Genomic DNA, 12,732 nt, shown 5'->3' with positions numbered 1-12,732 from the left:
CGGCGCGCGCAAGGCCGACTAAGCGAAGGCCGGAACCGCTCATTTCAGCAACCTCAACGCCGGTGCCGGTGTCTCGCCATCGCTGAGCCGGCGCAAGGCCTGGCGCGCGCGCGACAGCCGCGACATCACCGTGCCGATCGGAACCTGCAGAATCTCCGCGACCTCCTGGTAGCTCAGGCCCTCGACCGAGATCCACAGCAACAGGCTGCGCTGCTCCACCGGCAGCCGTTGCATCGCTTCCAGGGTGGAGCGGGCGAGGAACTCGCGTTCGGCCGACGGTTGGCTCTCGGCGCCGGCGATGCCCAGTCGCGCCAGCAGCCCGGCGTAGCGCTGCGAGCGGCGCTGGCCGTCGAGGAACTGGCGATAGACGATCGCGAACAGCCACGGCCGCAGCGCTTGTTCGTCGCGGCGACCGGCCCAGCGGGTGATCGCGCGCTCCATCGCCGCCTGCACCAGATCGTCGGCGGCATGCGGGTCGCGTGCCAGCCAGCGGGCGAAGCGCCACAGCGAGGGCAGCTGTTCGCGCAGGGCGGCATCGATTTCGCTGGCGGACATGGCGCGGGACCGGCTGGAGGGGACTGTCCTGAGTGGGACGCCGCTGGCCGCAGTTTATTCCGCGGCCGATGGAATAAACCCCGGCGGCGTGCGTCGTACCGGTATCGCGCCCCCACCGAGAAGCCCGCATGCCACCACCCGATCCCATCGACACCGCCCGCTCCGCCTCGTCCCCGCCGCCAAAACCGCTGGGCCGCTGGGCGCTGATCGCCTTCGCGGTGAGCGCGCTGGCGGCCGCCTTCGGCTACGTCGCCGGCCCGCTCGATCCGAACCGGCTCACCCCGAAGCAGGTGGTCGATACCCTGCAGAACAACGGCGGCCTGCATCCGGGCTACCGGCGCAATCACGCCAAGGGCGTGTGCGTGATCGGCCGCTTCGACAGCAACGGCCAGGCCGCGGCATATTCGAAAGCGGCCTTGTTCGCGCCCGGCGCCACCCCGGTGGTCGGGCGCTTCGCCCTGCCCGGCGGCAATCCCTACGCGCCCGACGGCGGCGTGCCGATCCGCAGCTTCGCCCTGCGCTTCACCCAGGCCGACGGCCAGCAATGGCGCACCGGCATGAACAGCATGCCGGTGTTCCCGGTCGCCACGCCGCAGGCGTTTTTCGAGCAATTGCAGGCCGGCGCGCCCGATCCGGCCACCGGCAAGCCCGATCCGGCGAAACAGAAGGCGTTCTTCGCCGCGCATCCGGAAACCGCCGCGTTCCGCGCCTGGGCCAAGGACCGCAAGCCCTCGGCGAGTTACGCCACCGAGGCCTACTACGGCCTCAACGCGTTCTACTTCGTCGATGCCGGCGGCGCGCGCCATGCGGTGCGCTGGCGGGTGATGCCGGACAACGGCGCGGCCGCCGCGCCGCTGTCGGCGCAGGATCACGATGTGCTCGCGCGCGAACTCGACCAGCGCCTCGCCAGCGGCCCGCTGCGCTGGCGATTGCTGGTGACCCTCGCCGCCGCCGGCGATCCGACCGACGACGCCACCCGCGTGTGGCCGGCCGATCGCAAGGAGATCGACGCCGGCACCGTGGTGATCGAACGCGCGCAGTCGCAGGACGCCGGCGAATGCCGCGACATCAACTACGACCCGCTGATCCTGCCCGACGGCATCGCCGGTTCCGACGACCCGCTGCTGCCGGCGCGCTCGGCCGCCTACGCCGATTCCTACCGCCGCCGCACGTCCGAGCAAGCCCGGGCTGGCGGCCGTCCGCCGCAGGAGACGCCGCGATGAACCGCGATCATGAAATGTTTTCGCTGCCGGCGCGGGTGCTGCACTGGCTGATGGCGGCGATGATCCTGACGATGCTGTTCGTCGGCGCCGGCATGGTCGCGACCGTGTCGGACAAGCACACCTGGCTGCTGGCGCTGCACAAGCCGCTGGGCATCGCGATCCTGGCCCTGGCGGTGCTGCGATTGCTGCTGCGCCTGGCGCGCAAGCCGCCGCCGTTGCCGGCCGACATGGCGCCACTGCAGCGCTTCGCCGCGCTCGCCTCGCACTGGCTGTTGTATGCGCTGATGTTCGCGCTGCCGCTGGTCGGCTGGGCGATGCTGTCGGCCGGCGGCTATCCGGTGAGCCTGGGCGCGGGCGTGCAACTGCCGCCGATCGCGCCGTTCGATGCGAGCGTGTTCGCGACCTTGCGCTGGTTGCATCGCGCTTTGGCGTATTTGCTGTTCGCCACTGTGCTGATGCACTTGGGCGCGGCGCTGTACCACGGGCTGATTCGCCGCGACGGGGTGCTGCGAAGCATGACGTGGCGGGGTCGGGCGCGCGAGGTGGCGACAGCGGATTCGCAGACGCGGCCGGTCGTGCCCGGCGATTGATCGACGCGCTTCGCGGCCGGCGCCGTCACTGCGCGCCGTCACTGCGCGCCGGCTCGCGGCCGCGTCAGCGCGCCGCGGTCAGGCCGTGGCCGCCGACCGGTTCGGTTTCGAAATGCGCCTGGAAGCTGGCGATCATCGGCTTGGCGCGCTCGATCGCCGCGCGCACTTGCGGCAACGACAGCGAGGCGCGGTGGTTGTCGGCGTTGTCCCAGACTTCGCTGATCCAGATCGCGTCGGCGTCCTTCGGATCGCGGGCGACGATGTAGTTCAGGCATCCGGGCATGGCGCCGACGTCTTGCAGCAGCACATCGATCAGCGCGTCGCGCTGGCCGGCGGTGGCTTTCATCTTGCCGATCAGTCCGTACATGGCGGCGGCGCTCTCAGGTGTCGGGAAGGGGAGCGCCGGCGCATGCGGGCCAGGCCACCGCGAATGCAGCGGCGGCGGTCGTGACGATGAATTCGCGTCGGCCGGGGTGCATGCGGGCGCAGTGCGGTGAACGTCGCGGCGACTTTAGCGCGCAATTGCGGACAGATTGCGGACATGCCCAGAGGTTTGAACTCAGTCGCAGGGACTGTCGCTTTCAGCTCCCTCTCCCGCTCGCGGGAGAGGGTTGGGGTGAGGGACGTCAGGTCGGGCTGCCCTCACCCTAGCCCTCTCCCGCGAGCGGGAGAGGGAACGGTACGCGCGATCGATTGGTCACCGGCGCAGGTGGCTTCTAAATCGATCAGCAGATAGTGCGCCGGTTCCATGCGCGTCGTTTCCCTAAACAATGACGATCATCGCGGCCGCGCCACGTTTCACTTCGGCGCGAAGATCTTCGACAGCCGGTCCGGCGTGCCTTCGATCCGCTCGAGCTTGGGATAACGCAAGCCGCCGCGGTAATCGATGCGCATGGTCTTGATCACATCGGCATTCTTGATGATCAGCTCGATCGGATGCTGCCCGTCCTTGGCCGCGGTCACCGCGTCCTTGAGCCGTTCGCCGTTGCCGGTGTAGCCATTGACCGCGATCAGCGTGCTGCTCGGCGCGATACCGGCGTTGAACGCCGGCCCGTCCCAGCGCACCGCGTTGATGGTGCCGTCGCTGGACAGATTCAGGCCCAGCGAATAGGTCAGGTCGGTGTACTTGCGATCTGCCTCGGCGAATTTGACGAAATCGCCCGGCTTGTCGGTGTAGACAAGCTTCCAGCCGCTCGCCGCCACGCCGTCCAGCGGCGAGGCCTTGGCATCGATGCGCTCGCGCAGGAACGCGGCCCAGTCGAAATGCGCGACCTTGTTCAAGGACGCGACCACATCGTCGAATTCGTACGGCTTGACCTGATAGTCGCCGTTCTCGCCGCGGAAGAAATCGCGGGCGAAATCGTCGAGCGACCGCTTCTCGCCGGTCAGCGCGCGCAGCTTGGCATCGACCGCGAGCCAGACCAGCTGACCACCGCTGTAGTAGTCCTCGCTGAGCTGATAGCTCTGGTACGACTTCGGCCGGCGCATCGCGATCACCGGGTCCATGGTGGTGTCCTGGATCGAACGCCAGGCCAGGCCGGGGCGATCGTCGGCGTAGCGCGCCACCACCATCGCCAGCGCCTCGCGCGCCATCTCCGGCTTCCACAAGCCGGCGCGCGCGGTCAGCACATAACCCCAGTACTGGGTCTGGCCCTCGTAGACCCACAGCAGGCCGTCGCTGAGCGGCTGATTGAAATTGGTCGCGGTCACGCCGGCCGGGCGGCGGTATTTGCCGTTCCACGAATGCACGAACTCGTGCGCGAGCAGATCGCGGCCGGTGACGCTGGCGCCGTCCCAACCGGTGAAGTAATCCGTGTCTACGCCGTTCTCGCTGGAGCGATGGTGCTCCAGGCCGTTGCCGCCCATCTGCGCGGACAGCGAGAGCAGGAAATCGTAGTGATCGTATTGATGCGAGCCGAACAGCTTGTAGGCCTGCGCGACCAGTTCGCGATGCAGCTTGATCTGCTCGGGCTTGGCTTCGAGAAACTTCGCCGCGTCGGCGACGACATTGAGCCGCACCGGGGTTTTCGCGCCCGGGTCGAGATCGATCTGCTTGTAGTAGCGGCCGGCGTAAACCGGCGAATCGAGCAGGGTGTCGAACGGCACCGTGCGATAACGCAAGGTGTCGCCCTGGCGCGATTCCAGTTCGAGCGCGGTGCCGGCCTGCCAGCCGGCCGGCAATTTCAGGGTCGGCGCGATCTGGATGCCGCGCGCGTAGTAACCGGCCGGATACAGCGCGACCTGGTTCCATTGCACGTTGAGCATGTCCGCGGTCATCACCACCCGGCCCTGGTTGTTGCCGGTCGGAGTGAGCATGTCGAAGCTCAGTTCGATCTCGCCCACGCCCTGCGGCACGTCGAGCTTGAAGGCGTAGACGTCGAGCGGATCGCGCGACCATTCGATCGGCTGGCCGTTGCCGCTGATGCGCAGGCCGGCGAGCTTGTCGATCGGCCCGGTCGGCGAGTGGTTGCCCTGGATCCACTGCGGGAACAGCAAGGTCAAGGGGCCGGCCTGGACCGGGATGCGCTGGCGCGCGTGCAGCACACGCCGGGCGATGTCGGTGGCGTCGACCTGCAGCTGCAAGGTGCCCGGATACGGCGTGTCGCGCGGCGCCGCGGTCTGTGCGCGCGCGGCCGACAGCGGCAGCGCCGCGGCGATCATCAGAGGCAACAGGGCAAGGCAGGGTCGAAGCATGGACGGAACTCCGGCGACGCGCGGGACTGGATTGAGCATCCTAACCATGCGCCCGCGCTTGCCTCCTGCCATTGGGCATAGAACGGCGAAGCCGGCGCGGGGGCGACTGATTGCGCACACCGCTTGCGCAGGATGGGGACATCCTTGCGTGCGGCGCGGCCGGCCGCGCGGCGCCGGTGCCGCCTCAGGTGGCGCGACAGCCCGGCCGATGGGTCACGGCTGGGGCAAGGGCTCGTCGCTGCGCGCGGTCAACTGGCTCTCGCCGATGCCGTCGCCGAAGTAACGCATGGCGGTGACGGCACCCTGGCCGTCGCGCTGCAATTGCAGCCGCGACAGGCCGTTGGGATAGGCGTAGGTGTCGCGCGCCACCGGCGTGAGCGCGATGCGCGAGCCGCCCAGGCGCTGCTGGGTCAGCACGCCATCGACCACCCGCAGCGCCCAGGCGAGCTGCGGATTCTTCCGGTACACGCCTTCGGCCTGCTTGAGCGTGGCCGCATCCACCGGCACCGCGGTCACCGCCGGATACGGATCGCCCAGAGCGACCGCGGCCAGCCTGCGCGCCAGGCCTTCCGGATTGACGCCGTCCTTGAGCGCGGAATCGGAATTGGACAACACCGCCACCGTGGTCTTGCCGTCGGGCAGATAGAGCAGGAACGTGGCGAAACCAAAGATGCCGCCGCCGTGGCCCCAACCGCCATGGCCGTGCGCATAGGCCTTGCCGATGCCATAGCCGTAGCCGTCTTCGCGCGCCTTGCCTTCGGGCGTGGTCATCGCCCGATAGCTGTCGGGCTTGAGCACCTGGCCGTTGTGCAGCGCCAGGTTCCAGCGCAGCAGGTCGTCGAGCGAGGACACCAGCGCGCCGGCCGCGTGCGGCTGGCTCATGTCGAGATAATTCATCGGCGCGTTGCCGCCGTCGCCGCGGGTGTAGCCGCCGACGTAGCCCGGAATCAGCGCATGCACGTCGCCGTAGCGCGTGTGCTTCAGACCCAGCGGCTTGAACAGGGCCTGGTCGAGATAGTCGTACCAGCGTTGTCCGCTCGCCGCCTCGATCACCGCGCCGACCAGCACATAGCCCGAGTTGTTGTAGGCGTAGCCCTGCCCCGGCGCGAAATCCACCGGCAGGTCCTTGAACACATCGATCATCGCCCGGGTGCTCAGATCGCGCTTGATCGACTCGTGCATGTAACCGTCGATGCCGGTATAGCTCTTCACCCCGGAGGTGTGATTGAGCAGCTGGCGCACGCTGATCGCGTCGCCGTTGGGGAAATCCTTCACGTACTTGGACAGCGGATCGTCGAGACCGACCTTGCCGGCTTCGACCAGCTTCATCACCCCGGCCGCGGCGAATTGTTTCGTCACCGAGCCCAGGCGGAACACCTGGTCGGGCGTCAGCGGCACGCCGAGTTCGATATTGGCCAGACCGCGCGCGCCGCGGTACAGCACCTGGTCGCCGCGCGCGACCAGGACCACGATGCCCGGCCCGCCCTCGGGAACGCTGTCGGCCAACAAGGTCCGCGCATAGGTCGCGACTTCGGCCGCGGAGGCGGGCCTGGAGGCAGCGACTGCCGCCGTCGCCGCGTCCGCCGATGCGAACGGCAACGGCGCGACACACAGGCCGGCGCACAGCGCGGCCGAGAACCACAGGCGCATGACCACTCCGCTTGCAGGGATGTGGCACGAACATACGTGGCGCGTCCGCGCCGCGACATGGCCGGAAGTCAGGGTACGCGGCGCCGCGATGCGCGGATCGGACGGCGCGGGCGCGGCGCGGTTACGCCGAACGCGCCGCGCCGGCCAGGATGCTCATCGCCACCGCTTCGGCGGTCTTGATCCCGTCCACCGCCGCCGACAGGATGCCGCCGGCGTAACCGGCACCCTCGCCGGCCGGGAACAGGCCGCGCGTGTTGAGGCTGTGGCCATCGGTGCCGCGGGTGATGCGCAGCGGCGAGGACGTGCGCGTCTCCACGCCGGTGAGCATCGCATCGGCCATGGCGAAGCCCTTGATCTGCTTGTCGAAGGCCGGCAGCGCTTCGCGGATCGCGGCGATCGCGTAGTCGGGCAGCGACGCGCTCAGATCGCTCAGGCGCACGCCCGGCGTATACGAGGGCTGCACCGCGCCGAGCGCGGTCGATGCGCGGCCGGCGAGGAAATCGCCGACGCGCTGGCCCGGCGCTTCGTACTCGCCGCCGCCCAGGGCGAAGGCCTGCGCCTCCCAATGCCGCTGCAGGGCGATGCCGGCCAGCGGGCTGCCGCTGTCGTCGAAGGGCTTGAAGTCGTCCGGAGTGATGCCGACCACGATCGCCGCGTTGGCGTTGCGTTCGTTGCGCGAGTACTGGCTCATGCCGTTGGTGACCACGCGGCCGGGCTCGCTGGCGGCGGCGACCACGGTGCCACCCGGGCACATGCAGAAGCTGTAGACCGAACGGCCGTTGCGGCAGTGATGCACCAGCTTGTAGTCGGCCGCGCCGAGAATCTCGTGACCGGCCTGCGGGCCGAAACGCGCGGCGTCGATCAGCGATTGCGGGTGTTCGATACGGAATCCGATCGAGAACGGCTTGGCCTCCATGAACACGCCGCGCTCGTGCAGCATCTTGAAGGTGTCGCGCGCGCTGTGGCCGACCGCGAACACGACGTGGTCGGCGCGCAGTTGCGCGCCGTCGGCCAGCGTCACGCCGCGCAGTTGCCCGTCTTCGATCAGCACGTCCTCGACCCGCTGCGAGAAGCGGATTTCGCCGCCCAGCGATTCGATCGTCGCGCGCATGTTCTCGACCATCGACACCAGGCGGAAGGTGCCGATGTGCGGCTTGCTGACGTAGAGGATTTCTTCCGGCGCGCCGGCCAGGACGAATTCGGTCAGCACCTTGCGGCCGTGATGCAGCTTGTCGCTGATCTGGCTGTAGAGCTTGCCGTCGGAGAAGGTGCCCGCGCCGCCTTCGCCGAACTGCACGTTCGACTCGGGATTGAGCACGCGCTTGCGCCACAGGCCGAAGGTGTCCACGGTGCGTTCGCGCACGGCCTTGCCGCGTTCGAGAATGATCGGCTTGAAGCCCATCTGCGCCAGGATCAGGCCGGCGAACAGGCCGCACGGGCCCATGCCGATCACGATCGGCCGCAGCGGCAGCGCGGCCGGCGCGCGGGCGACGAATTTATACGCGGTGTCGGGCGTGGGCAGCACCTTGCCGGTGTCGGCGGGGGCGGGGTTCTTGCCGCTGTTCTTGCCGCCCTTGGGCGCTGGCGCGGCGGACGCGTCGGGGCCCAGGCGTTGGAGGATTTCCGCCTCGCGCGGCGTGTCCACGTCCAGCGAATAGATCAGCACGATGCCGCCGCGCTTGCGCGCGTCATAGCTGCGCTTGGCGATGGTGTAACCGGTGAGGTCCGTCGCGGCGATGCCCAGGCGGGCGAGGATGGCGTCGGTAAGCGCGCTGGCCGGGTGGTCGAGCGGCAGGCGGAGGTCGGTGAGTCGAAGCATGGCGATATTCTAAGAGGCTTCGGGAGTGGGCGCTTTTTTGCCGAGGTTGCGCGTGCCCTCACCCCGGCCCTCTCCCGCAAGCGGGAGAGGGAGCAGACACCGCGCGTCCCTTCTCCCGCATGCGGGAGAAGGTGCCCGAAGGGCGGATGAGGGCCCGCGCCCGCAACCGCGACACACACCCCGCCCTAAACACCGCGCTAACCACCATCGCACCCGGATTGGCTAGCATGCTCAACCCCCCAGCCACGACGTCGCCGGCCTCATGATCCGACGCCAGTTCCTCAAATCCGCGGCCGGCGCCCTGGCCGCCTTCGGCCTGCCCCTGCCCGCGCTCGCGCTGACCGGCCCGGCCGCGACCAAGCTCGGCGCGGCGCAGCCGTTCGACTTCGCCACCCTCAAGGGCCAGGCCCGCGCGCTGGCCTCGAAGGCCTACGCGCCGCGCAGCACCACCTTGCCGCCGGCGCTGGCGGCGTTGAACTGGGACCAGTACCAGTCGATCCGCTTTCGCCGCGATCACGCCCTGTGGGGCGGCGGCGACGGCAAGTTCCTGGCGCAGTTCTTCCATCTGGGCCTGTTCTTCAAGTCGCCGGTGCGCATGTACGAACTCGCCGGCGGCCAGGCGCGCGAGATCGCCTACGACCCGGAAATGTTCGACCGCGCGCGCAGCGGCATCCAGGGCAAGCCATTGCCGGCCGACCTGGGCTTCGCCGGTTTCCGCCTCAACACCCGCAAGGATCCCGAGCGCGATTTCGCCGCGTTCCTGGGCGCGAGCTATTTCCGCGCGGTCGGCGTGGAAGGCCAGTACGGCCAGTCCGCGCGCGGCCTGGCGATCGACACCGGCACCGGCCACGCGGAGGAATTCCCGGACTTCGTCGCCTACTGGCTGGAACGCCCCTCGGCCGATTCCGACACCGTGGTGGTGTACGGCCTGCTCGATTCGCCCAGCGTCGCCGGCGCGTACCGTTTCGCGATCACGCCGGGCGAAGTGCTGCTGATGGACATCGATTGCGCGCTGTACCCGCGCAAGAGCATCGAGCGCCTCGGCCTGGGCCCGTGCACCAGCATGTACCAGACCGGCGAGAACGACCGCCGCATGGACTGGGACTGGCGCCCGGAAATCCACGACACCGACGGCCTGGCGATGTGGACCGGCAGCGGCGAATGGATCTGGCGCCCGCTGTGCAATCCCGAACACCTGCGCTTCAACATGTTCAGCGACGAAAACCCGCGCGGCTTCGGCCTGTTGCAGCGCGACCGCAACTTCGATCATTACCAGGACGACGGCGTGTTCTACGACAAGCGCCCGTGCCTGTGGGTCGAACCCAAGCAAGGCTGGGGCGCCGGCTCGGTACAGCTGGTCGAGATTCCGACCCTGGACGAAACCTTCGACAACATCGTCGCCTTCTGGAATCCGCGCGAGAAACCGCAGGCCGGGCAGGAGCTGCTGTACGGCTATCGCCTGTACTGGGGCGCGCAACCACCGGCGGTGCCCAAGCTCGCGCATTGCGTCTCCACGCGCACCGGCCTGGGCGGCCGCATCGGCTTCAAACGCGATTATTTTTCCCAGCGCTTCGCGGTGGATTTCGCCGGCGGATCGCTGGCGCAGTTGGCCAAGCGCGACGCCATCGTCGAGCCGGTGATCCAGATCGGCAAGGGCAAGCTGGAAACCGTGTCCTGCCGTCCGCTGCACGAGATCGACGGTTACCGGGTGATGTTCGACGCGGTGCCGCCCGGGGATTCGACCGAACAGATCGATTTGCGCCTGTTCCTCAAGAACGACAGCGGCGCGCTCAGCGAAACCTGGCTGTATCAGTGGTCGCCGCCGGCCAAGGCGGATCGGAAGGTTTATTGAGGGTGGGGTTGGGTTCTGGCGTTCGGTAGAAGCAAATCCCCCCCTGCCCCCCTTTTTCAAAGGGGGGAACAGCAACGACGGACAGCAACGGCAACGGTGCTTCGAACCATCGGCCAAGCGCGTCAATTCGCCCCCTTTGAAAAAGGGGGCCAGCGCCCGACGAAAAAGCTTGCCGCGCGAAACCTCAGCGCGGGGGATTTGCTCCAGCGACGAAAGCGTTCGCTGACCGAACTGCCCTCATCGCCGGACGAAAATCACGCCACCCGGGCCCGCCGCGCCCGCGTCAAATGCACCAGCAGCAGCGAAATCGCCGCCGGCGTCATGCCCGCAATGCGCTGCGCCTGGCCCACGGTCTGCGGCCGCACGCGCTCCAGCTTCTGCTGCACTTCCAGCGACAAGCCGCGCACCGCGGCGTAGTCGAACCCGTCCGGAATCGGCGTGCTCTCGTTGCGCTGCTGGCGCTCGATCTCATCGCGCTGACGATCCAGATACCCGGCGTACTTCACGCCGATCTCGACCTGCTCGGCGACCTCGGCCTCCGCCACGGCCGGACCCAACGACGGCACCTGCATCAGCTTGGCGTAGTCGATTTCCGGACGCTTGAGCAGATCGCGCGCGCTGCATTCGCGGCTGACCTCGATGCCCAGGGTCTGCGCGATCTCGCGGCCGAGCGCGTTGTTCGGCGCCGCCCACACGCCCGCCAGACGCGCGCTCTCGCGCTCGACCGCCTCGCGCTTGCGCTCGAAGTGCGTCCAGCGCGCCTGCTCGACCAGGCCCAGCTCGCGCCCGACCGGGGTCAGGCGCAGATCGGCGTTGTCCTCGCGCAGTTGCAACCGGTACTCGGCGCGCGAGGTGAACATGCGATAGGGCTCGCTGGTGCCGTGAGTGATCAGGTCATCGACCAGCACGCCGATGTAGGCCTCGTCGCGACGCGGGCTCCAGCCGTCCGCGCCGCGCACGAAGCGCGCCGCGTTGACGCCGGCCAACAGGCCCTGCGCCGCGGCTTCTTCGTAACCGGTAGTGCCGTTGATCTGGCCGGCGAAGAACAGACCGGCCACGGCCTTGGTCTCCAGCGTGGTCTTGAGACCACGCGGATCGAAGAAGTCGTACTCGATGGCGTAGCCCGGCCGGGTGATGTGGGCGTTCTCGAAACCGCGGATCGAACGCACCAGATCCAGCTGCACATCGAACGGCAGCGAGGTCGAGATGCCGTTGGGGTAGATCTCGGCCACGTCCAGGCCCTCGGGCTCGACGAAGATCTGGTGGCTGGCCTTCTCCGCGAAGCGCACCACTTTGTCTTCGATCGAGGGGCAGTAGCGCGGGCCGATGCCTTCGATCTGGCCGGTGTACAGCGGCGAGCGGTCCAGCGCGCCGCGGATGATCTCGTGGGTGCGCTCGCTGGTGTGGGTGATCCAGCACGAGACCTGACGCGGATGGTCGGCCCGCGTGCCCATGAAGGACATGACCGGACGCGGATCGTCGCCCGGCTGCTCTTCCATCACCGAGTAGTCCAGGCTGCGCCCGTCGATGCGCGGCGGCGTGCCGGTCTTCAGGCGATCCACCGCGAACGGACCTTCGCGCAGGCGCGCGGCCAGAGCGGTCGCGGGCGGATCGCCGGCGCGGCCGGCGGCGTAAGTGGTCTGGCCGACGTGGACTTTGCCCGCGAGGAAGGTGCCGGCGGTCAGGACCACGGCCGGCGCGTCGAAGCGCAGGCCGGTCTGGGTGACCACGCCGGTCACGCGGCCGTTGTCGAAGGCGATGTCGTCCACCGCGGCCTGGAACATCGTCAGCCCCGGCTGCGCTTCGACCGCGCGGCGGATGAAGCCGCGGTACAGCGCGCGATCGGCCTGGCAGCGGGTGGCGCGCACCGCCGGGCCCTTGCTGGCGTTGAGGCGCCGCCACTGGATGCCGGCGGCATCGGCCGCACGCGCCATGACGCCGCCGAGCGCGTCGATCTCCTTGACCAGATGACCCTTGCCGATGCCGCCGATGGCCGGGTTGCAGCTCATCGCGCCGACCGTCTCGACCGAATGGGTCAGCAACAAGGTGCGCGCACCGGCGCGCGCCGAGGCCAGCGCGGCTTCGGTGCCGGCATGGCCGCCGCCGATCACGATCACGTCGTATTGGTAGAAGTCGCTCATGGGGCCGGGAATCGGGAATCGGGAATCGGGAATCGGGAATCAACAGCGTAAAGCCGCGATTGCCCGTTGAGACATGATCTCACGCTGCCGCGCCTTACCTGTTCCCGATTCTCAATTCCCGATTCCCGGCCCGCCTCACTTGGCACGGTTCATGCGTAGCTACTCATGCACCTTGCGGGGCAGGCGCTAGACGCCGGCTGGAATTGGA

General features: G+C 68.6%; 9 protein-coding genes. 3 read left to right on the top strand and 6 right to left on the bottom strand.

The features are described 5' to 3' along the window. Positions 1 to 39: 39 nt before the first annotated feature. Entirely contained in the window at positions 40 to 555 is a 516-nt protein-coding gene (locus LG3211_RS00565; protein ID WP_057941137.1) for an RNA polymerase sigma factor, read from the bottom strand. Positions 556 to 683: 128 nt separating this feature from the next. On the opposite strand from LG3211_RS00565, the gene LG3211_RS00560 reads away from it, so the two are divergent. Together LG3211_RS00560 and LG3211_RS00555 are read left to right on the top strand one after the other, a co-directional pair. Then, complete coding sequence (locus LG3211_RS00560) at positions 684 to 1,778, top strand: catalase family peroxidase (RefSeq protein ID WP_057941136.1); 1,095 nt, start codon at positions 684 to 686, stop codon at positions 1,776 to 1,778. After that, positions 1,775 to 2,368: a cytochrome b gene (locus LG3211_RS00555; protein ID WP_057941135.1), complete on the top strand. Its 594-nt coding sequence runs from the start codon at positions 1,775 to 1,777 to the stop codon at positions 2,366 to 2,368. Before LG3211_RS00560 ends, LG3211_RS00555 begins: the two co-directional genes overlap by 4 nt. Before the next feature lie 64 nt (positions 2,369 to 2,432). On the opposite strand, the gene LG3211_RS00550 is transcribed toward LG3211_RS00555, so the two are convergent. The 4 genes from LG3211_RS00550 to LG3211_RS00535 form a co-directional block, all read right to left on the bottom strand. Continuing rightward, positions 2,433 to 2,735, bottom strand: coding sequence for a putative quinol monooxygenase (locus LG3211_RS00550; protein ID WP_057941134.1), 303 nt, complete (start codon positions 2,733 to 2,735; stop codon positions 2,433 to 2,435). A gap of 431 nt (positions 2,736 to 3,166) precedes the next feature. Further along, positions 3,167 to 5,062, bottom strand: a complete 1,896-nt coding sequence (locus LG3211_RS00545) for a M61 family metallopeptidase (RefSeq protein ID WP_057941133.1) — start codon at positions 5,060 to 5,062, stop codon at positions 3,167 to 3,169. A 213-nt stretch (positions 5,063 to 5,275) separates the two neighbouring features. Continuing rightward, positions 5,276 to 6,712, bottom strand: coding sequence for a serine hydrolase domain-containing protein (locus tag LG3211_RS00540; protein WP_057941132.1), 1,437 nt, complete (start codon positions 6,710 to 6,712; stop codon positions 5,276 to 5,278). A gap of 121 nt (positions 6,713 to 6,833) precedes the next feature. Next, complete coding sequence (locus LG3211_RS00535) at positions 6,834 to 8,531, bottom strand: NAD(P)/FAD-dependent oxidoreductase (protein WP_057941131.1); 1,698 nt, start codon at positions 8,529 to 8,531, stop codon at positions 6,834 to 6,836. A gap of 262 nt (positions 8,532 to 8,793) precedes the next feature. Between LG3211_RS00535 and LG3211_RS00530 the strand changes: the two genes are divergently transcribed. Further along, entirely contained in the window at positions 8,794 to 10,383 is a 1,590-nt protein-coding gene (locus LG3211_RS00530) for an OpgD/OpgG family glucan biosynthesis protein (protein WP_057941130.1), read from the top strand. Between the two features lie 254 nt (positions 10,384 to 10,637). On the opposite strand, the gene mnmG is transcribed toward LG3211_RS00530, so the two are convergent. Next, the gene (gene mnmG / locus LG3211_RS00525) at positions 10,638 to 12,524 is read right to left on the bottom strand and encodes a tRNA uridine-5-carboxymethylaminomethyl(34) synthesis enzyme MnmG (RefSeq protein ID WP_057941129.1); all 1,887 of its coding nucleotides are present in this window, start codon (positions 12,522 to 12,524) and stop codon (positions 10,638 to 10,640) included. Positions 12,525 to 12,732 lie beyond the last annotated feature (208 nt).

This window comes from Lysobacter gummosus (assembly GCF_001442805.1).
Classification (GTDB): Bacteria; Pseudomonadota; Gammaproteobacteria; order Xanthomonadales; family Xanthomonadaceae; genus Lysobacter; species Lysobacter gummosus.
The sequence above is the reverse complement of the archived record's forward strand: the minus strand, read 5'-3'. Positions and strand labels throughout refer to the sequence as shown.